The organism is Corynebacterium tardum (genome assembly GCF_046717785.1).
GTDB lineage: Bacteria > Actinomycetota > Actinomycetes > Mycobacteriales > Mycobacteriaceae > Corynebacterium.
In genome coordinates this window covers 1690146-1708991 of the sequence record NZ_CP177104.1, presented here as the reverse complement: position 1 = coordinate 1708991, position 18846 = coordinate 1690146, and the positions used below count along the sequence as shown (strand labels likewise).

Below are 18846 nucleotides of genomic sequence, written 5' to 3'. Positions count from 1 at the left end.
TGGCGTTTTGGGGCGTCGCTAAGCAGCGGGCGTGTGCTAGCGCGGGTGAATATATCCGTCTTAGTCCCTATGGTTAAGATGGAATAGAATTATTCAAGTGCTCATCTCGAATGCGCCATGTTGATGCTCGAGGTGACGCACCGCCATGCGTGAAGGAGACGATGAAGGCCGTGACTACTGAACCGAAGCGAACCGGATACAAGCGCGTCATGCTCAAGCTGGGCGGTGAAATGTTCGGCGGCGGCAAGGTAGGCATCGACCCGGACGTTGTCGAAAACGTTGCCCGCCAGATTGCAGAGGTGGCTGAGCAGGGAACCGAAATCGCCGTCGTCATCGGCGGTGGCAACTTCTTCCGCGGCGCCGAGCTGTCCCAGCGCGGCATGGACCGCGCGCGCTCTGACTACATGGGCATGCTGGGTACTGTCATGAACTCCCTGGCGCTGCAGGACTTCCTCAAGCAGCAGGGCATTGACTGCCGCGTGCAGACCTCCATCAACATGGCCCAGATTGCGGAGCCGTACCTGCCGCTGCGCGCCGACCGCCACCTAGAGAAGGGCCGCGTGGTCATCTTCGGTGCAGGCATGGGCATGCCCTACTTCTCCACCGACACCACGGCTGCGCAGCGCGCCCTGGAAATCGGTGCCGAGGTGCTCTTCCTGGCCAAGGCTGTCGACGGTGTGTACTCCGACGACCCGCGCACCAACCCGGACGCGGAGCTGTACTCCGAAATCACCCCGCGCGAGGTCATTGAGAAGAACCTCAAGGTGGCCGATGCCACGGCGTTTAGCTTGTGCATGGACAACAACATGCCGATTCTGGTGTTCAACCTGCTCACCGAAGGCAACATTAAGCGCGCCGTCAACGGCGAGAAGATCGGCACGCTGGTTCAGTCTTAGCGCGAACCGCCCGCGACCTGCTAAATTCTTTCCCAGTACTTTTAACTATTTCAAGGGAGTTGTAAGACCCTCATGATCGACGAGATCCAGCTCGAAGCAGAAGAGCACATGACCTCCTCCGTGGAGCACACCCGCGAGCAGCTGGTCACCATCCGCACCGGCCGCGCAAACCCGTCCATGTTCAACGGCCTCGTGGCCGAGTACTACGGCGTTCCCACCCCGATTACGCAGATGGCCACCGTCTCCGTTCCGGAGCCGCGCATGCTGCTGATCAAGCCTTACGAGCAGTCCATGATCGGCGAGATTGAGAACGCTATCCGCAACTCCGACCTGGGTGTTAACCCCACCAACGACGGCCAGGTGCTGCGCGTCACCGTGCCGCAGCTGACGGAGGAGCGCCGCCGCGACATGGTCAAGATGGCTAAGAGCAAGGGCGAGGACGGCAAGATTGCCATCCGCAACATCCGCCGCAAGGCCATGGAGCAGCTGAAGAAGCTGCAGAAGGACGGCGACGCGGGCGAGGACGAGGTTATCGCTGCGGAGAAGGAAATGGAGAAGATTACCTCCGGCTACATCGAGCAGGTGGACAAGCTCGTAGCCAATAAGGAAGAGGAGCTGATGGAGGTCTAGCCACCTCCGCCAGCGACCCATCGCCGCCGTGCCCAGACTGACCGTGACGAGCCCGGCGGCTTCTTTCTGTGTAGAGCTCATTCAGCTCAGCTTGCCGCCGCAAACAACGTAAAGGAGCACGCGTGATCACCGAGCACCAGCGCCGCATGCCGAGGCCAAAGAACGGGGCAGGCCGCAACCTGCCCGCGGCTATCGCCGTCGGAGTGGCGCTGGGCGCCCTCGTTGTGTTCGCTGTCTGGGCCGGCCCGCTCGTGTGGTACCTCGTGGTAGCCGCGGCCGTCGGCGTGGCCATGTGGGAAGTGCTCACGCGCCTGCGGGAGAATTCCTACCAGATGCCGCGCACGCTGCTCATTATCTTGGGCCAAGCCATGCTCTGGATCTCGTGGCCGCTCAACGCGGCCGGTCTGGTCTCCGTGTACGTGGTGGCGGTTTTAGCCCTCATGTTTGGGCGCTTGTTCCACAACGGCCGGCACCGCCCGCCTATTAACTACTTGCGCGATATGTCCATGGGCATTTTCGTGCTGACGTGGATCCCCCTGTTCGGCACGTTTGCCGCCATGCTCTCGCGCGTGGAAACACCGTTCGCGTCCGGAGCGGCGTCTATTGTCGTGTTCATGCTGTGCGTGGTGGCCTCCGATACCGGCGGCTACATTGCCGGTGTCATGTTCGGCTCGCACCCCATGGCCCCGTCGGTCAGTCCCAAAAAGTCGTGGGAAGGCTTCGCCGGGTCCATCATCTTCGGTATTGCCACCGGCACCCTGTCCTTCGCCTTCTTGCTTCACCACAAGCCGTGGCTGGGCGCGCTCATGGGCCTGGGCCTAGTCTTCTGCGCCACGCTCGGTGACTTGGTGGAATCGCAGTTCAAGCGCGAGCTGGGCATCAAGGATATGTCCGCGCTCTTGCCCGGCCACGGCGGCCTCATGGACCGCCTAGACGGCATGCTGCCGTCCGCGATGGTGACCTGGGTGGCCATGAGCTTCCTGGCCACCCTGACGCCCTAACCCCCTTAAGGCGCCTCCGCCACAGCTGCCCCTAGCGGTGGCCCTGCTTGCGCACCTGGCGGCGCAGCTCGAACATGCGCCAGCCGCCGACGAGCGCCATGATGAGTGCACCAGCGATGGCGCAGATGAGGTAGGTTACGCCTGCCGGGAACTCCACGGACCAGTTGAGGAAGTTCATGGGCACCTCATGCTGGTTCTGAAGGATGAAGATGATGAGCACGATGAGCAGCAGGAAGCCTACGATCAGCGCGATCCAGGTGCTGGCTGCGAAGGAACCCTTCACCTTGCCAGACTCGTCTCGGGTCGTGTCGTACTCGACGGAGCTGGGTGCGGTCTCCACCGCGCCGGTGGTGTCGGGCGTGGTGGCGTCCGGGGCGGAATAGGTCGGTTCGCTCGCGGTGGTGTAGTCGGTGGTCTCCGGCGTGATGCCGTCTGCGGGAAGGTCTGCAGAATGCTTTTCTGGATTCGTCATAGTCCTATTAAATCGTCCAAGATGTCACTTCCGCCACTCAGGCGGCCGCTCAATTGGATAAAAGTCACGAAAACGTGGAAAATGGGCTGCACCATGGCTGAACCACTGAAATTGAACTTCTCCGCCCCGCGCCGCGGGCTGCCCCCGAAGCACTTCGCGGACCTGACTGAGGACGAGCGCATTGCGGCGCTCGCCGAACTTGGCCAGCCCAAGTTCCGCGCCAAGCAGTTGGCCAAGCACTACTACGTTCACCACACCGCGGACGTGTCCGAGATGACGGACATTCCCGCCTCCGCGCGCGAGGCTGTGCAGGAGCGGCTGTTCCCAGAGCTGATGACGCCCATCCGCCAGACGTCTACCGATGACGGGGAGACCACCAAGTCCCTGTGGCGCCTGCACGATGGCACCATGCTGGAATCGGTGCTCATGCGCTACCCGGGCCGCGCCACCCTGTGTATCTCTTCCCAGGCCGGCTGCGGCATGGCGTGCCCGTTCTGTGCCACCGGCCAGGGTGGACTTGACCGCAACCTCTCCACCGCGGAGATTGTGGAGCAGTTCCGCCACGCCGCGCGCCTCATGGAGGCCGAGGGCGGGCGCCTGAGCAACGTCGTGTTCATGGGCATGGGTGAGCCGCTGGCCAACTACAAGCGCGTAGTCCAGGCGGTGCGCCAGATCACCGGCCAGGATCTCACCGGTTTCGGCCTGTCCCAGCGCAACGTGACGGTGTCCACTGTGGGCTTGGCCCCGGCTATCCGCAAGCTCGCGGACGAGGACTTGGCCTGCACCCTCGCGGTGTCCCTGCACACCCCGGACGACGAGCTGCGTGATTCGCTGGTGCCGGTGAATAACCGCTGGCCGGTCTCGGAGGTACTCGACGCTGCGAAGTACTACGCCGATAAGTCCGGCCGCCGCGTGTCCATCGAGTACGCGCTGATCCGTGACAAGAACGATCAGGACTTCCGTGCGGACATGCTGGGGCAGAAGCTGCATGCGGCATTGGGATCCAAGGTGCACGTCAACGTCATCCCTCTGAACCCCACTCCGGGTTCTGAGTGGGATGCCGCGCCGAAGGCCCGCCAGGACGAGTTCGTCCGCCGTGTCATTGCTCAGGGCGTGCCGTGTACGGTGCGCGATACCAAGGGCGATGAGATCGCAGCGGCCTGTGGCCAGCTCGCCGCCGATGAGCGCGAAACCGCCTAGCTTACTGATAACAATGTTCTAACGACAATGGGGATCTAGCTGGGCGCTGTCCGCAGGTTGGTAGCGTTGGTGGCTATGACCACTCCCTACCGAGAAGACCTCGCCCCGGACCCGCGCAGCCAAGCACTGGCCGTCCGGGGCCTACGCAAAGCATTTGGCAACCACGTTGCGGTGAACAACCTCAGCCTCGATGTTCCCCGTGGGTCCATCTATGGCGTAGTGGGGCCCAACGGTGCGGGCAAGACCACGATGCTCACCATGGCCTGTGGCCTGCAGCGTCCCGACGGCGGGCAGAGTTTCATCGCGGGGCACGACGTGTGGCAGGCCCCCATTCCGGCAAAGCAGTCGATGGGCCTCCTCATGGATGGCGCGCCCGTCTTTGATCGCCTCACCGGCGCGGAGTACCTGCACTACCTCGGCGCCTTACGCAAGCTGGATCGGTCGGAATCCCTGCGCCGCGCCCAGGAGCTTCTCGACGCCCTCTCCTTGAGCGACGCCGCCGACAAGCGCATCGTGGATTACTCCGCCGGCATGACCAAGAAGATTCTGCTGGCCGGCGCCCTGCTGCATGATCCGGACGTGCTGGTCCTTGATGAGCCCCTGGAGGCCGTGGATCCCGTCTCCGGCCGCCTCATCCAGCAGCTCCTGCGCGCCTACGCTTCCCGCGGCGGCACCGTGGTGCTGTCCTCCCATGTCATGGAGCTGGTGGAGGGTCTGTGCGATCACGTGGCGGTGGTCAGCGGCGGTGAGGTCGTCACTGCTGGGCACGTCGACGCAGTGCGCCAAGGCCGCAGCCTCACCGACGTCTTCATCGCGGCCGTGGGCGGCCAGGATTTGGATGCCTCCCAGTTCGGCTGGCTGCGCTCGGCGCCGCGCGCGGCGGAGGGGCCGGAGGGGGCCGCATCATGACCTCCACGCTGTTTCGTCTTCACCGCACGCTGTGGTGGCGCAGCGTAACGTCGAATGCCTCGGCCATCATGATGGCCTTGGTGATGGCCCTATACGGCTTCATCGGCCTGGTCAGTCTGTTGCTGATGGCCTGGGCCGACATTTCTCAGCCGGGCCACGGCTTCCAGGCCCTGACGCTGGGCGTGGCAGCAGGCATGGTTGTCTATGTGGCGTTGGCCATCTTCATGCCGGCGGGGGAGACCCAGCTCTCGCCGGCGACCTTGGGGGCGCTGCCGCTTCGCCCGCGCGAGGTGTACCCGGGCTTGTTCTGGGCCAGCCTGCTTACCACGCGCGCGATTCTGTCGGTGCTCATCTCCGTGGTCTACGCGGTGGCGGGGGCGGTCATCCTGTCCCTGCAGGGCGCGGGTTTGTACGCGATCCCCTTCGCCCTGGGCATGCTCCTGGCCTGCGTGACCACCATCGTCTTCGGCGAATGCGTGGCCTTTATCGGTTCCGCGATTGCCAATTCTCAGAAGACCGCAGTCCAGGCGGCGGTGATGATTGTCGTTGGCCTGCTGGTGTTCGGCATGCTGCAGTTGGAGTCCGTCTTGGAGAACCTGCCGTCGCCGGAGGCCATGGGGGCAGTCGCCGCGTGGACCCCGTTCGGCGCGGCGGTGGGGTGGGCGCTGGCGCTTGCCGACGGTCACCTGCTCACCGCCCTAGCCCAGCTCGCCATCGCGGCGCTTACTCTGTGCGTGCTGGTGTGGGTCTGGGCCCGCCAGGTCGCCCGACTCATGCGCAACCCGGAGGCGAGTGTCGACCACGCCCCGAAGGCTACCGGGAAGGGCGTGGCTAAATTCGAGCTCGGCGCGTGGTCCTACTCCAGCCCGGGGGCGATGGAATTTACCCGCGCGCTGCGCTACATCCGCCGCGATAGGCGCCTCGTCGGCACGATGGCGGCCCTGCCGCTGTTTATATTTTTCACCCTCTTCCAGCTGTGGCAGGGCGAGGACTTCGTGGCCTTCCTCATGATGGGCATGGCCGCCATCATGATGTCCTCCCTGTTGAGCAATGACTATGGCTTCGACGGCCCGTCGAACTGGGTGTCCATGGTTGCGCCTGTGCGCCCGCGCGTCATCCTCTACGCGCGCCACCTGGCGCACGTGGTGCTGCCGTGTATTGCTTACCTCGTGCTGGCAGTGGTGGTCATCGTCTTCAGCGGTGACACTACCGCCGCGATATTGGCAGTTGCGGTATGTATCGGCTTTTTCATCTCCACGGCTGCGATCAGCCTGGGGCTGACGGTGCTCAACCCGTACCCGCTGTCGAAGCCCGGTCAGAACCGCTGGAACGACAAGTCCAGCTTCTCCGCGGGCGCGTTCCTCGGTGCCTTTGCCGGAATGCTCCTGGCGTGGATTCCGGCGTTGCCCGGCATCATCCTCTCCGTCCTGGCATACGAGCAAGGCTGGCCGCTGTTCATCGCGCCGCTGGTGTCCCTGGCGCTGCCGGCGGTAGTCTATGCCGTGGTGTGGCGCTTGGCTGGCACTTACGCCGACAAGCACGTGCCCGAAATCTACGCCAAGGTCAATCGCTACGTGAGTTAGTCTCCCCAGCGAGCCTCTCCAAAACGCCAGCTCCCCCGCCTCCACATTCAGAATGTGGGGTGCGGGGGAGCGTGCTGTATCAGCGGCTCAAGAAGCCTGATGAGTCCTTAGTGGGACACCGGCTTGGCAGTGTGGCGACCGGTCACAGCAGATGCGGCGGTGCCGGCGTTGACGCCGCCACGCAGGTGAGCAACGCGGGAAGGCTCAATGTTGAGGGCGCGCAGTTCATCGTCGGTAAGCTGGGCGTACACGTTGCCCACGGTCTTCTGCTCGTAAGCCCAGTCCGGCTCCTGGTGGCCCACCGGCTGGTTGCGCGCGGTCAGGGTGCGCACCTGGGAGAGCTTCGGCTGCAGGGCGTGGATGATGAGGCCGACAACAAGGAGGGCGGCGAGTACGCCGAGCCAGACGGTCTCCACGTGGCCCTTGTGGTTACCAAAGTTGTAGGCCAGCAGGAACAGGACGGATACCCAGCCGGCGATCTGAACGCCGGAACGGCTGATACGAGACCAACCAAAACCTGCGGACGGAACGTCGTCAGTAGAAACGCCGTCGAAAACCTGCGATGCCGGCTTGTGGGAAGACACTTGCTCTCCTTTGTCTGTACACGCAGCTCACCCGCGTGAGCGCACGAAATGCCAGTTATTCTATGCCATATTCTAAAACATCCGGCCCATAACCGCGATCAAACACCCCCGCAGGATTCTTCTCCGGTGCGCGCTACTCGGGCTAGGGTGGAGGGAGTGAGTACCCAACGCATTCTTATTCTCGGCTCTACTGGCTCGATTGGCACCCAGGCACTGGAGGTTATCGCAGACAACCCGGATAAATTTTCCGTCGTCGGCATCGCCGCGGGCGGCTCGAATCCGCAGCTGGTGATCGACCAAGCCCGCGCCCTCAACCTTTCGTTTGACCACGTTGCCGTGGCCCGGCCTGAGGCCGCGCGGGACGTTTCGGAGGCCCTCGGCGGCAGCGTCCTGTCCGGCGCGGATGCCGCGGAGCAGCTCGTGCGTGCGGTGGACGCAGATAAGGTGCTTAATGCTCTGGTGGGGTCCATGGGCTTGGCCTCCACGGTGGCGACGCTGGAAAAGGGCGAGCTGCTGGCCCTGGCGAACAAGGAATCCCTTGTCGCCGGCGGCTCCATCGTGACCCGGCTTGCGGCCGAGGGACAGATCATCCCCGTGGATTCCGAGCACTCCGCTATGGCGCAGTGCCTGCGCGGCGGCAGCAGGAAGGAGCTGGATCATCTGGTGCTCACTGCCTCGGGCGGTCCCTTCCGCGGCTGGACTCGCGAGCAGATGTGGGATGTGACCCCGCAGCAAGCGGCTCAGCACCCCACGTGGTCCATGGGGCAGATGAATACGCTGAACTCCGCCACGCTGGTCAACAAGGGGCTGGAGCTTATTGAGGCCACGCTGCTTTTCGACGTCGCCCCGGAGAGCATCGAGGTCACCGTCCACCCCCAATCCATCGTGCACTCGATGGCGACCTTCACCGACGGCTGCACCATCGCGCAGTGCTCGCCGCCGTCCATGAAGCTGCCCATCTCCTTGGCACTGGACTGGCCGCGCCGCGTGCCGGGCGCCCAGCCGGCGCTGGACTTCTCCACGGCGCACGAGTGGCGCTTCGAGCCGCTCGATGACGAGGCTTTCCCCGCCGTGCGGCTCGCCCGGGAAGCGGCCGCGGCGGGCGGCACCCATGCCGCGGTGTATAACGCCGCCAACGAGGAGGCGGCCGCCGCCTTCCTGGCTGGTCGCATCCACTTCCCGGAAATCGTTGATGTGGTCAGCCAGGTCTTGGGTCAGGCCGAAAAGTTCGCTGGTGTACCCTCAAGCGTCGATGACGTCCTCGCCGTGGAAGGCGAGGCCCGCCGGCGCGCCAACGCGTTGGTGGATTCGCTCGCTCGTTAGAAAGCCCCCACTTCAATGGCAAACATCCTGGGCATTATCCTCTTCGCCTTAGGCATCGGAATCACCGTGGCCTTGCACGAGGCCGGCCACATGCTCACCGCCCGCGCCTTCGGGATGCGCGTGCGCCGCTTCTTTATCGGCTTCGGCCCCCGCGTGGCGTCGTTTAGCCGCGGCCACACCGAATACGGCCTGGCGGCTTTTCCCGTGGGTGGTTTCTGTGACATCGCGGGCATGACGGCCCAGGACGAGTTCCTCACCGAGGAAGAGGAACCGTACGCAATGTACAAAAAGCCGGCATGGCAGCGGGTGCTGGTCATGGCCGGTGGCATCGCCGTCAACCTGGTGTTGGGCTTTATCATCCTGCTGATTATTGCCATGACCACGGGCCTGCCGAACCCGGACGCCGACGTGCGCCCGCGCGTTGGCGAGGTCGCATGCGCGGCGGACCAGAACGCGCAGGGCGAGCTCGAGCCGTGCCAGGGTCTCGGCCCAGCGGGCGAGGCCGGCGTGGAGCCGGGCGATATCGTGTTGGCGCTCAACGGGGAGCCCATGGAGTCCTTTGCCCAGGTGCGCGATGTAGCAATGGCGCACCCGGGAGAGACCATCACGCTGGAGGTGGAACGCGACGGGGCCGTGCGTGACTTCGATATCCCGCTGGCTACCGTCAAGCGCCTCAATGCTGAGGGCGAGCTGGTTGACGCCGGCGCGATCGGCATGACCAATCAGGTCATCGACATCGTGGAGACCTACTCCTTCGTCGACGCCTTCCCGGCCACGGCGCGCTACTCCAGCTACGTGTTGGACGCCACGGTGCGCGGTATTGCCCAATTCCCGGCGAAGATTCCGGGAGTCGTGGCCTCCATCTTTGGCCAGGACCGCGACGTCAATAGCCCCATGTCCGTGGTGGGTGCCTCCCGCGTGGGCGGCGAGCTGGTGGAGCGCAGCCTGTGGTCCTCCTTCTTCATGATGCTGGCCACCCTCAACTTCTTCTTGGCGCTGTTCAACCTCATCCCGCTGCCGCCCTTCGATGGCGGGCACATCGCCGTTATTGCCTACGAGAAGATCCGGGATGCCGTGCGCCGCCTCATGGGTAAAGAGGCTAAGGGCCCGGCGGACTACACCAAGCTCATGCCTGTGACGTACGTGCTTGCCTTCCTCCTCATGGCGGTGGGCGCACTCATCATGATCGCGGACGTGGTCAATCCAGTGCGGCTCTTCGGTTAGGACTTTTCAGTTAGGACTCTGTGGCTGGGCCGGGCCGGTGCACCTGCTGGGAAGCGACTTCCCAGCGGTGCTAGAGTAGGGGCGTTAACCCCAATTCTTAAAGGAGCGCACATGTCGACCCCCATCGGTCTTGGTATTCCTGACGGCCCACCTCCCACCCTGGCGCCGCGCCGCAAGACGCGCCAGCTCATGGTTGGCTCCGTGGGCGTGGGCTCTGATCACCCGATCTCCGTGCAGTCCATGACCACCACGAAGACGCACGACGTCAACGCCACCCTGCAGCAGATTGCCCAGCTCACCGCCAGCGGTTGCGATATCGTCCGCGTGGCGTGCCCGAAGACGGTGGACGCAGAGGCCCTGCCGGCCGTTGCCAAGAAGTCGCCGATTCCGGTGATTGCGGATATTCACTTCCAGCCCAAGTACATCTTCGCCGCAATTGATGCCGGCTGCGCCGCAGTGCGCGTTAACCCGGGCAACATCAAGGAGTTCGATGGCCGCGTCAAGGAGGTGGCCAAGGCCGCTGGTGACGCGGGGATTCCGATCCGTATCGGCGTGAACGCCGGCTCGCTGGACAAGCGCATCATGGAAAAGTACGGCAAGGCCACCCCGGAGGCGCTCGTGGAGTCCGCCCTGTGGGAGGCCGGCCTCTTTGAGGAGCACGGCTACGGGGACATCGCCATCTCCGTCAAGCACAACGACCCGGTCGTCATGGTGGAGGCCTACCGCCAGCTGGCCGCGCAGTCGGACTACCCGCTGCACCTCGGCGTGACCGAGGCTGGCCCGGCCTTCCAGGGCACCATCAAGTCCTCCGTCGCCTTCGGCGCACTGCTGGCTGAGGGCATCGGTGACACCATCCGCGTCTCCCTCTCCGCCGACCCGGTGGAGGAGATCAAGGTCGGAGACCAGATCCTGCAGTCCCTCAACCTGCGCCCGCGCAAGCTGGAGATCGTCTCCTGCCCGTCTTGCGGCCGTGCCCAGGTGGACGTGTATAAGCTGGCCAACGAGGTCACCGAGGGCCTCGACGGCATGGAGTTCCCGCTGCGCGTGGCCGTCATGGGCTGCGTGGTCAACGGCCCGGGTGAGGCCCGCGATGCCGATCTTGGCGTGGCGTCCGGCAACGGCAAGGGCCAGATCTTTGTCAAGGGTGAGGTCATCAAGACCGTGCCGGAGTCCAAGATTGTGGAGACCCTCATCGAGGAGGCCATGCGTTTGGCCGAGGAGCAGGGCCTGGAAGCCGTCGAGGGCGCTAAGGCTGACGTCCGCGTCACCCAGTAGGCACCTTCTGCGGTGTGGGGCGGCCTGAGAGCCGCCCTTACCTGCTACGCTGCGCACTCATGAAGAAGTTGGTGGCGGTGCTCAGCGCGGCAAGCATGGCGGGGGCGTCGCTGGTCGCCTGCACCCCGAAGCCGGTCTCGGCAGAACCCGTAGCGGAGCAATTCCTCGAAGACGTAGAGACCCGAAACAACGAGGATCTCGCCGCGCTTGTCGACGATCCCGCGACCGCCACCGACACGCTCGACGCCACCTTCACCGGCCTCCAAGCCGAAGGCCTCGACGTGGAGCTGACCGGGGTTGACCAAGAAGACGCACGCGCCACAGCGCACTACACCGTGACGTGGGATCTGCCGCGCGAGCGCACCTTAAGCTACGACACCTCCATGGCCTTGACACGCAAGGACAAGGACTGGACGGTGCGGTGGCAGCCCAGCATCGTGCACCCAGATTTGGGCGCGCATCAGCACCTCGAGCTGCGCTCCGTCGCCGCCAAGCGCGCCGGCGTGGTCTCCTCGGACGGCGTGGAATTGATGTCCCCGGGCCTGCAGTACCGCTTGGTTGTCGATACCGACGCGGTTGATGACGTCCGCCCGCTGGCGGCCAAAATTTCCAGCGCGCTGAAGCAGGCTCACGCCGACGACGAGTCCATCGCGGAGATGGATTCGGGCGAGCTGGCGAAGAACCTGGAAGGCGCGGAGGGGTCCTATTCGGTCGCCATGTTCAGTGATGCGCAGGTCGGTCGCCTGCGCCCCGCCCTGGAGGGGGAGAAGGGGATTCGCTTCAACGAGGAGCCGGCGCTGGTGACCCGCGATGCGGGCCTGGCACCCGACATCCTCTCGCGCGTGCGGTCCATGGTCTCCGAGGAGGTCGACGGCACCAACGGCTGGTCCGTCTCCGTGGTGAATGAGCACGGAGCGGCACTGTCAGACGTTGAGTATCACGCCCCCGAGGCCGCACCCGCCGTCAAGGTTTCCCTGGACTACGACGTGCAGCGCGCCGCCCAGGAGGCCGTGGATCAGCACTCCGCCAGCGAGGCGATGATCGTGGCCATGCGTCCCTCCACGGGCGAGATTCTCGCGGTGGCGCAGACCCCGGAAGCGGACAAGAAGGGCGATATCGCTTTGGCGGGCCAGTTCCCGCCGGGCTCGGTGTTCAAGATCATCACCGCCTCCGCCGGCGTGGACAAGCAGGGCCTGACCCCCGAATCGATCGTGCCGTGCCCCGGCACCATGGATCTGTACGGCCGCACGGTGACCAACTACAACGCCTTCTCCCTTGGCTCAGTCCCGCTGCGCCAGGCCTTCGCACAGTCTTGCAACACCACTTTCGCTGACATCTCGACCAACCTGGCGAAGGGCGAACTGCAAGACGTCGGAAAGCAGTACGGCCTAGGAATTGACTACGAGGTGCCGGGCTTGTCGACGATTACGGGTAGCATCCCGGAAGGCGATACTCCGCTCGACCGCACCGAATCCGGCTACGGCCAGGGCCTCGACCTTGTGAGCCCCTTCGGCATGGCGCTCGTGTCCGCTACGGTGGCAGCGGGCAAGACCCCGGTGCCCACCCTGGTGGAAAGCCATGAGACCAAGGCCTCGGAAAAGGTGGACCCTCCTAGCGAGGAGACGATCAACCAGGTGCGTGACATGATGCGCCAAGTGGTCGTCGGCGGTACGGCATCCGGAATGAAGGCTGGCGGCACAATCTACGGCAAGACCGGTGAGGCGGAGATTAACGGCGGCTCCCACGCGTGGTTTACCGGCTATCGCGATGACGACCTTGCCTTCGCCACGTTGGTGGTGCTTGGCGGCGGTTCGACGATTTCGGTCAACATTACCGACGACTTCCTGCAGAAGCTGGACGCGCACCGCGCCGAGGACCACCCGGCGCCGGCGCCAGCCGCCGAATAGCGGCCGGGCTTTGTTGCCCTGTGGGGCAGCGGGCTACCATGGTAAACCATGAGTACGCGCGCAAAATTGAAGCAAGAAAAAGACACCCCTATCCGCACCGTTCCCAAGGAGATTGAGCGGCCGGAGTACGTGTGGAAGGACTCGGTCAAGGAAGCCCAGGGCGAGCCCTTTGTACAGACGCCGGAGGTCATTGAGGCCATGCGTGAGGCCTCCACGATCGCGGCTAACGCCCTGCAGGAGGCCGGCAAGGCCGTAGCACCAGGCGTGACCACTGATGAGATCGACCGCGTGGCTCACGAGTATATGTGTGACCACGGCGCCTACCCGTCGACTCTGGGCTACCTGGGCTTCCCCAAGTCTTGCTGTGTATCCCTCAACGAGATTGTCTGCCACGGTATCCCGGACACCACGGTCATTGAGGACGGCGACATTGTCAACATCGACGTCACCGCGTACAAGAACGGCGTGCACGGCGATACCAACGCCACCTTCTTCGCCGGCAACGTTTCGGAGGAGCACAAGCTTCTGGTGGAGCGCACCAAGGAAGCCATGATGCGCGGCATCAAGGTGGCGAAGCCGGGGCGCGAGATCAACGTCATCGGCCGCGTCATCGAGTCCTACGCGCACCGCTTTGGCTACAACGTGGTTACCGACTTTACCGGCCACGGCGTTGGCCCGACCTTCCACAATGGCTTGGTGGTTCTGCACTACGATTCGATGACCTACCGCGACATCCTGGAGCCGGGCATGACCTTGACCATCGAGCCGATGATCAACTTGGGCTCCCTGGATTACGAGATTTGGGACAACGGCTGGACCGTCCAGAACACCGACGGTAAGTTCTCCGCGCAGTTCGAGCACACCATCGTCATTACTGAGGACGGCAACGAGATCCTCACTTTGTCGGACGAGGCCTAGCGTTTAAGCGCCGAGCGCTTAAACGCTGCCACAACGAAACAAAGCCCTCCACCTCCCGTGCAATACACGGTGGGGTGGAGGGCTTTGTGCTGCCAGTAAAGAGCGCTAACTAGAAGGAAAGGTTTTTCAAAGCCTGGCCAACGTAGTCCGGAATCATGCCGGAGTACACGGCGTAGTTGTAGCCGGCGACTGCGGTGGAAACAGCGGCGGCAGCGACCATAGCGATGGTGCCACCACGCCAGAGGTCCAGCCACTGCGGAACCTGGGACTCGTTCTTGGTGGAGCCGAAAGCGTCGGCGCCGTTGCCGGTGATGTTGCCGTCGGTCACGCCACCCAGCTTGGAGGAGAGGGAACCGTCGCCCTTGGAGGACATTGCGGAGGACATCTCGGAGGAGGTAGCGTCCTTCTGGAGCTCCTCCTGAACCTGCTGGTCAGTCAGGCCGGAGCCCTCTACAGCCTCAGCGGCGGAAGCAACGGTGGTGCCAGCGAAGGCGACAGTGACGGCGGTTGCAGCTGCAACGGCGGCGGTGCGGAAATTACGCATCTTGAGTGGAGCCTTTCGAAAAGTAGTGGGGTAGAAGAGTAGGGAGGAGAACTACATGCCGAACTTGAGGTAGTTCAGTGCCGGGCCAACCAGACCACCGGCGATGGTGATGATGGTGGCGACGATACCGATGCCGGCGAGGGCCTGTGCCCACTTCGGCTCACCGGAGATGGAAGACTCGCCGAAGATGTTCTGGCCGTTGGCTTCCTTGTCAGCGTCGAGCGCCTTGCCCAGTGCGGAGGAGCCGCCTGCCTTCTGGGTGCCCTGTTGTTCACCAGCGGTGGTGGAAGAGTTGGAAGCGGAATCGTTGCTGCTGCCCTCTGCAGCGGTAGCAACGGTGGTGCCGCCGAATGCAACAGCGAGAGCGGTAACACCGGCAATGGTGGCCTTGCGAATACGCATAGTGTGAATCCTTCTAAACCTCGTAGGAACTGGAGTAACTATAGGGTGCCCCAAGTCACTTGAGTGATTCTAGCGTAAACATTGGCAGGATTCACGGAATTCGCATCATTATTGTGCGCGCATATCCCGCTTAAAGCGCTCAGCTACTCAGCTCTGGGCCCAAGCATACAAAAGCGCCCATCCTCACAAGAAGAGGATGGGCGCTAGAACAGTTCGCTGAATTAGTCAGCGTACCGGCAACTTAATTAGCCGCGGAAAATCGGATCCAGCATGTGCTGCGGAATGATGTGGTTGTACACAGCGTAGTTGTAAGCGCCGATGATAGCGCCGATGACGGAGGAGACGCCCAAGGTGATAACACCGGTCTTCCACTTGGAAGCCCACTCCGGCATGTTCGGGTCGGTCTCTTCGCCCCACATATCCTCGCCGGTGACCTTGTTATCAGGGTTAACGACAGGCTTGCCGTCCTTGTCAGCTTCCCAAGCGCCCCACTTCTTGCCCAGCTGGGTCAGGGAGCTGGAGGAGTCCTCGCTGGAGGAGGAGGCCTCTTTGGTGTTCTCGGTCGAGGCGGAGGTGCCCTCGTTGGTGTTAGCGGTCTCTGCGGAGGCAACGACGGTGCCGCCGAAAGCTACGGTGACAGCGGTGGCAGCAGCAACGGCTGCAGTGCGGAAGTTACGCATTGTGAAAATTACCTTTCGGAAGTTTTGGTGAAGCCGTGTGGCTGTTGCTTAGAAGGACGGGCCGTGTACGAAGAAGTTGTATACGGGGCCGATGATGTTGCCGACCAGAGCGGCGACACCAGTAGCAACGGTTACGCCGTAGAGAATCTTTGCCCACTCCGGCTCGCCGGAGAAGTCCTTGGAGGAGCCGAAGATGGCAGTGCCGTCGGCTGCCTGGTCGCCCTCAACCTTGTTGCCAATCTTGGAGGACAGGGAAGGCGTGTAGTCCTCAGGGGTGGTGTCGGCTACGCCGACCGGGCCGGTCTTAGACTGGCTCTGCTTCTCAACGGTGACGGTGTTATCGCCCTGCTCAGTGGTCTCAGCGGCGAAAGCAACGGTGGAGCCGCCGAAGGCAACAGCGAGAGCAGTAGCGCCGGCGAGGGCTGCATTGCGGATACGCATATCAAAAGTCCTTAGTGTCGTACGTGCAAGGCCTCTGGTTGGGAGGTCTTGTTTTACAGGGATAGGGATTAGTTTGGTATCCCCAAAACACACTGAGCCGGTAGAGAGTATCGGCTCGTTCCGGTGTCCGTAATTAACCTAGCCAACGGTCAGCCAAAATGCACGCCAGTTGGAGTGTTCTTTTTTGCGCTGCCAGCAATCACCCCCGAAATGGGTGATTTTATTAAAGGTGGCTGGCAGATGTTGTTGGCGCTAAGTCGCGCTTGTAGTGGAGTTCAGCGGAAATGGTGAATTAGTTTAACGCCAATGTGAAAAAGGTCACTCAATCCGATGTAACTTTCACTCTAGCCACTCTAGTCCCAAAACGGCGTTCTCCACTACTTCTGGCAGTGCCGGATGGATCCAATACTGTGAGCGGGCGAACTCGCGCATGTCGAGGTCGTAGCTCATCGCGGTGATCAACTGCTGGATAAGCGTGGAGGCCTGTGGACCCATGATGTGGGCACCGAGGAGCTTGCCGGTGGCCCGATCAGCTACCAGCTTGCAGATGCCCGTCGAGTCTTCCATGGCCCAGCCATAGGCAACGTCACCAAAGTTTTGCACCTTTACTGTGACGTCATAGCCCTCCTCGCGGGCTTGCGCCTCAGTAAGGCCGACCGTCGCAATCTGTGGGTGCGTAAAGATGGCGGCGGGGACGTGTTCGTGGGGCATCGGTTGTAGATCCTCCGGGTGCAGCAGGTTGTGCTGCACCGCGCGCTGCTCCGCGTTAGCCACGTGCTTGAGCATGTAGGGCGAGGAGATATCACCCAGGGCCCAGACGCCCTGACACGTCGTGCGGCCAAACTCGTCGACCTTGATGCGGCCGTCCTCGTGCATCTCGATGTCACTGTTTTCTAGATCCATCTGGTCACCGTTGGGGCGTCGTCCGGTGGCTACAAGGATGGCGTCGGCCTCCAGCACCTCGCCCGTATCGAGCGTAAGTTGAACGCCCGAGCCGGCAGACTCCAGCGATGTGCCGGTGCCAATGCGGACGTCGAAGCGCTCGCGCGCGATCTCGTTAAAGGGCGCGCTGAGGTCCGAATCCAGGAACCGCAACAGTGTTTCCGAGCGGTTGACCACCGTTACCTTGGTGCCCAAGCCATCAAAGACGTGCGCGAATTCCATGGCGATGTAGCCGCCGCCGACGACGATGAGGCTCTCCGGTTGCTTTGGCAGCCGCATGATGTCCTCGTTGGTGTGGACCGGAACGTCTGTGCTGGCATAAGGCTCTGGCAGTACAGGGCGGGAGCCCGCCGCGATGACGATCTGGTCGCCGGTAACGACGTCGTTGCCCACCTGTAGCGTCTTTGGTCCGATGAATCGGGCGTGCTGGTCAAAGACCGTAATATTGGGCGTCTTGTCGCCTCGGCGGTACGCCTCGCCGCCCTGCGCAATCTGATCAATACGGTTGTGGAAGACGCGGGAGACAATACCGTCCCAATCCACGGCATCGACGTGGGCGCTGACCCCCAAGCGCTCACTGGTGCGCGCGGCTAGTGCGACGTCGGCAGCGTAGACATACATCTTGGTCGGGATACAGCCCACGTTGAGACAGGTTCCACCAAACGTCCCCTTTTCGATGATGGCAATCTTCTGGTCATCAAACTCGGGGGAGGGAATGGAATTTCCGGAGCCGGTGCCGATAATAACTAGGTCGAAATGCTCTGCGTTAGTCATAGGGGACATTGTAGGCAGAGCTCGCGGTAGGCAACGCGAGGACAGAGCGCGCACAGGATACGGAACGGCTGTTCCTTCTCTTATTCCCTCTTATTTCGCTCTTTTCCCGCGCCCTAGTCTTCCGGCAGGATGGTGCGCAGCCATGCTTCGGTGGTGTTGAAGACCTCCTCCAGCGGGGCGGGGCGCGACAAGAATAGATCGTGGCGGCCATCCGGAATCGGGTGCAGTGTGTAGTGCGAGCTGAGCTCCTTGGCCCACCGCTGGCTCTGCTTCACGTCCACGATGACGTCGGCCGTGTTTGTGGATTCGGAGTACTCCTTACCCAGTTCGGAGCGGCCCGAGGTCATGGTGAGCAGCGGCACCCCCATATCGACGTGTCCGGAGTGAATCGCGTCGAAGCCGCGGAACACCGCAGCAACCCACCCCAGGTACTTTTTGTGGCCGCCCATGGGTTTCATCTCTAGGTCGAAGTCCCACTCGCCGTGCTCGGTGACGTGTACCGATTCGCCGTACGTGGTCAGGTCGCCGGCTGGAATTTCCAGGCGCGGGGCTACCTTGGCGCCCGCGTACACCGCGTGCTTGGCCGCCTCGTAGGCGGAGTTCGACATTCCCATCATGGCCAGCCACGGGCTGTTGAAGACGACGCCAGAGATTCGCTGGAAGCGCTCTGGGTCGGTGCGGCGGAGGCGGTCCATCCACAGCGCCACAATGGTTCCTGCGGTGGAGTGTCCCATGATGACCACCCGCTTGTTCGGGAGGGCGTCGAGCGCCGCGTTCAGGTCTGCGTCGTAATAGCGCAGGTCACTAATGTAGTGCCAGGTCTGGCCCGCTCGGTGTGAGCGGCCGCACTTGCGCAGGTCCACCGCGTAATAGGCGTAGCCGCGCGCGTAGAAGTACTCGGCAACATGGCTGTGGAAAAAATAGTCCGTCATGCCGTGGACCCAGACTAGGGCCGGGCGATCGTCGTGCGCATCGCCGTTGGGGCAGTAGCGGACGAGCGTTGCGCAGACGTCGCCCTCGCCGTCGGGGTCGGGCCCTAATTCGAGGGGTGCGGACTGGAAGTTGGGGCCGAGGATATCTTCGTGCCACGCGAGCGCATCATAAGTCATGGGATACATGATAGGACGTGAAAGTATTTTTA

The 18846-nt window shown here is 63.0% G+C and carries 19 protein-coding genes; 11 read left to right on the top strand and 8 right to left on the bottom strand.

What is annotated here, in order from left to right:
* The first annotated feature begins 161 nt into the window (after positions 1–161).
* The 3 genes from pyrH to ACLI1P_RS08205 all read left to right on the top strand — a co-directional run bounded on the left by pyrH (position 162) and on the right by ACLI1P_RS08205 (position 2527).
* Positions 162–896: a UMP kinase gene (pyrH, locus tag ACLI1P_RS08215; protein ID WP_306506850.1), complete on the top strand. Its 735-nt coding sequence runs from the start codon at positions 162–164 to the stop codon at positions 894–896.
* Between the two features lie 72 nt (positions 897–968).
* Positions 969–1526: a ribosome recycling factor gene (gene frr, locus ACLI1P_RS08210; protein WP_296130712.1), complete on the top strand. Its 558-nt coding sequence runs from the start codon at positions 969–971 to the stop codon at positions 1524–1526.
* 146 nt (positions 1527–1672) lie between these two features.
* Complete coding sequence (locus tag ACLI1P_RS08205) at positions 1673–2527, top strand: phosphatidate cytidylyltransferase (RefSeq protein ID WP_296130983.1); 855 nt, start codon at positions 1673–1675, stop codon at positions 2525–2527.
* A gap of 31 nt (positions 2528–2558) precedes the next feature.
* Here ACLI1P_RS08205 and ACLI1P_RS08200 read toward each other — a convergent pair whose 3' ends face one another.
* Positions 2559–2999, bottom strand: a complete 441-nt coding sequence (locus ACLI1P_RS08200) for a lipopolysaccharide assembly LapA domain-containing protein (protein ID WP_296130715.1) — start codon at positions 2997–2999, stop codon at positions 2559–2561.
* A 93-nt stretch (positions 3000–3092) separates the two neighbouring features.
* Between ACLI1P_RS08200 and rlmN the strand changes: the two genes are divergently transcribed.
* The 3 genes from rlmN to ACLI1P_RS08185 all read left to right on the top strand — a co-directional run bounded on the left by rlmN (position 3093) and on the right by ACLI1P_RS08185 (position 6691).
* The gene (gene rlmN / locus ACLI1P_RS08195; RefSeq protein ID WP_296130718.1) at positions 3093–4199 is read left to right on the top strand and encodes a 23S rRNA (adenine(2503)-C(2))-methyltransferase RlmN; all 1107 of its coding nucleotides are present in this window, start codon (positions 3093–3095) and stop codon (positions 4197–4199) included.
* Between the two features lie 75 nt (positions 4200–4274).
* Positions 4275–5108 carry an ABC transporter ATP-binding protein gene (locus tag ACLI1P_RS08190; protein WP_296130721.1) on the top strand — a complete coding sequence of 278 codons (834 nt, stop codon included), beginning with the start codon at positions 4275–4277 and terminating at the stop codon, positions 5106–5108.
* Entirely contained in the window at positions 5105–6691 is a 1587-nt protein-coding gene (locus ACLI1P_RS08185) for an ABC transporter permease (RefSeq protein WP_411708531.1), read from the top strand. Before ACLI1P_RS08190 ends, ACLI1P_RS08185 begins: the two co-directional genes overlap by 4 nt.
* Before the next feature lie 107 nt (positions 6692–6798).
* On the opposite strand, the gene ACLI1P_RS08180 is transcribed toward ACLI1P_RS08185, so the two are convergent.
* Complete coding sequence (locus tag ACLI1P_RS08180; protein ID WP_411708530.1) at positions 6799–7275, bottom strand: DUF2631 domain-containing protein; 477 nt, start codon at positions 7273–7275, stop codon at positions 6799–6801.
* A 156-nt stretch (positions 7276–7431) separates the two neighbouring features.
* Between ACLI1P_RS08180 and dxr the strand changes: the two genes are divergently transcribed.
* From dxr to map, 5 genes are all read left to right on the top strand, one after another.
* Positions 7432–8598, top strand: a complete 1167-nt coding sequence (gene dxr / locus ACLI1P_RS08175; RefSeq protein WP_296130730.1) for a 1-deoxy-D-xylulose-5-phosphate reductoisomerase — start codon at positions 7432–7434, stop codon at positions 8596–8598.
* Positions 8599–8613: 15 nt separating this feature from the next.
* On the top strand, positions 8614–9822 hold the full coding sequence (locus ACLI1P_RS08170) for a M50 family metallopeptidase (protein ID WP_411708529.1): 1209 nt from the start codon (positions 8614–8616) through the stop codon (positions 9820–9822).
* 111 nt (positions 9823–9933) lie between these two features.
* Positions 9934–11097: a flavodoxin-dependent (E)-4-hydroxy-3-methylbut-2-enyl-diphosphate synthase gene (ispG, locus tag ACLI1P_RS08165; RefSeq protein ID WP_411708528.1), complete on the top strand. Its 1164-nt coding sequence runs from the start codon at positions 9934–9936 to the stop codon at positions 11095–11097.
* 59 nt (positions 11098–11156) lie between these two features.
* Positions 11157–13004, top strand: coding sequence for a penicillin-binding transpeptidase domain-containing protein (locus ACLI1P_RS08160; RefSeq protein WP_411708527.1), 1848 nt, complete (start codon positions 11157–11159; stop codon positions 13002–13004).
* A 48-nt stretch (positions 13005–13052) separates the two neighbouring features.
* On the top strand, positions 13053–13922 hold the full coding sequence (gene map, locus ACLI1P_RS08155) for a type I methionyl aminopeptidase (RefSeq protein WP_306506773.1): 870 nt from the start codon (positions 13053–13055) through the stop codon (positions 13920–13922).
* 109 nt (positions 13923–14031) lie between these two features.
* Here map and ACLI1P_RS08150 read toward each other — a convergent pair whose 3' ends face one another.
* The 6 genes from ACLI1P_RS08150 to ACLI1P_RS08125 all read right to left on the bottom strand — a co-directional run bounded on the left by ACLI1P_RS08150 (position 14032) and on the right by ACLI1P_RS08125 (position 18814).
* Positions 14032–14466, bottom strand: a complete 435-nt coding sequence (locus ACLI1P_RS08150; RefSeq protein ID WP_306506774.1) for a hypothetical protein — start codon at positions 14464–14466, stop codon at positions 14032–14034.
* Positions 14467–14517: 51 nt separating this feature from the next.
* Positions 14518–14868 (bottom strand): hypothetical protein, encoded by a 351-nt coding sequence (locus ACLI1P_RS08145; RefSeq protein ID WP_306506775.1) that lies wholly within the window; start codon positions 14866–14868, stop codon positions 14518–14520.
* 245 nt (positions 14869–15113) lie between these two features.
* Entirely contained in the window at positions 15114–15548 is a 435-nt protein-coding gene (locus tag ACLI1P_RS08140; RefSeq protein ID WP_306506776.1) for a hypothetical protein, read from the bottom strand.
* Between the two features lie 48 nt (positions 15549–15596).
* Positions 15597–15989: a hypothetical protein gene (locus ACLI1P_RS08135; RefSeq protein WP_411708526.1), complete on the bottom strand. Its 393-nt coding sequence runs from the start codon at positions 15987–15989 to the stop codon at positions 15597–15599.
* A 339-nt stretch (positions 15990–16328) separates the two neighbouring features.
* Positions 16329–17714, bottom strand: a complete 1386-nt coding sequence (gene mtr / locus ACLI1P_RS08130) for a mycothione reductase (protein WP_306506778.1) — start codon at positions 17712–17714, stop codon at positions 16329–16331.
* 104 nt (positions 17715–17818) lie between these two features.
* Positions 17819–18814 (bottom strand): alpha/beta hydrolase, encoded by a 996-nt coding sequence (locus ACLI1P_RS08125; protein WP_306506779.1) that lies wholly within the window; start codon positions 18812–18814, stop codon positions 17819–17821.
* Positions 18815–18846: the final 32 nt, after the last annotated feature.

Coding starts and splice junctions, on each gene's coding strand:
- pyrH (WP_306506850.1), top strand. CDS start 162: ATGAAGGCCGTGACTACTGAACCGAAGCGAACCGGATACAAGCGCGTC.
- ACLI1P_RS08140 (WP_306506776.1), bottom strand. CDS start 15,548: ATGCGTAACTTCCGCACTGCAGCCGTTGCTGCTGCCACCGCTGTCACC.
- rlmN (WP_296130718.1), top strand. CDS start 3,093: ATGGCTGAACCACTGAAATTGAACTTCTCCGCCCCGCGCCGCGGGCTG.
- ACLI1P_RS08125 (WP_306506779.1), bottom strand. CDS start 18,814: ATGACTTATGATGCGCTCGCGTGGCACGAAGATATCCTCGGCCCCAAC.
- ACLI1P_RS08205 (WP_296130983.1), top strand. CDS start 1,673: ATGCCGAGGCCAAAGAACGGGGCAGGCCGCAACCTGCCCGCGGCTATC.
- ACLI1P_RS08135 (WP_411708526.1), bottom strand. CDS start 15,989: ATGCGTATCCGCAATGCAGCCCTCGCCGGCGCTACTGCTCTCGCTGTT.
- ACLI1P_RS08170 (WP_411708529.1), top strand. CDS start 8,614: ATGGCAAACATCCTGGGCATTATCCTCTTCGCCTTAGGCATCGGAATC.
- ACLI1P_RS08185 (WP_411708531.1), top strand. CDS start 5,105: ATGACCTCCACGCTGTTTCGTCTTCACCGCACGCTGTGGTGGCGCAGC.
- mtr (WP_306506778.1), bottom strand. CDS start 17,714: ATGTCCCCTATGACTAACGCAGAGCATTTCGACCTAGTTATTATCGGC.
- ACLI1P_RS08150 (WP_306506774.1), bottom strand. CDS start 14,466: ATGCGTAATTTCCGCACCGCCGCCGTTGCAGCTGCAACCGCCGTCACT.
- frr (WP_296130712.1), top strand. CDS start 969: ATGATCGACGAGATCCAGCTCGAAGCAGAAGAGCACATGACCTCCTCC.
- ACLI1P_RS08160 (WP_411708527.1), top strand. CDS start 11,157: ATGAAGAAGTTGGTGGCGGTGCTCAGCGCGGCAAGCATGGCGGGGGCG.
- ACLI1P_RS08145 (WP_306506775.1), bottom strand. CDS start 14,868: ATGCGTATTCGCAAGGCCACCATTGCCGGTGTTACCGCTCTCGCTGTT.
- map (WP_306506773.1), top strand. CDS start 13,053: ATGAGTACGCGCGCAAAATTGAAGCAAGAAAAAGACACCCCTATCCGC.
- ACLI1P_RS08190 (WP_296130721.1), top strand. CDS start 4,275: ATGACCACTCCCTACCGAGAAGACCTCGCCCCGGACCCGCGCAGCCAA.
- ACLI1P_RS08200 (WP_296130715.1), bottom strand. CDS start 2,999: ATGACGAATCCAGAAAAGCATTCTGCAGACCTTCCCGCAGACGGCATC.
- ispG (WP_411708528.1), top strand. CDS start 9,934: ATGTCGACCCCCATCGGTCTTGGTATTCCTGACGGCCCACCTCCCACC.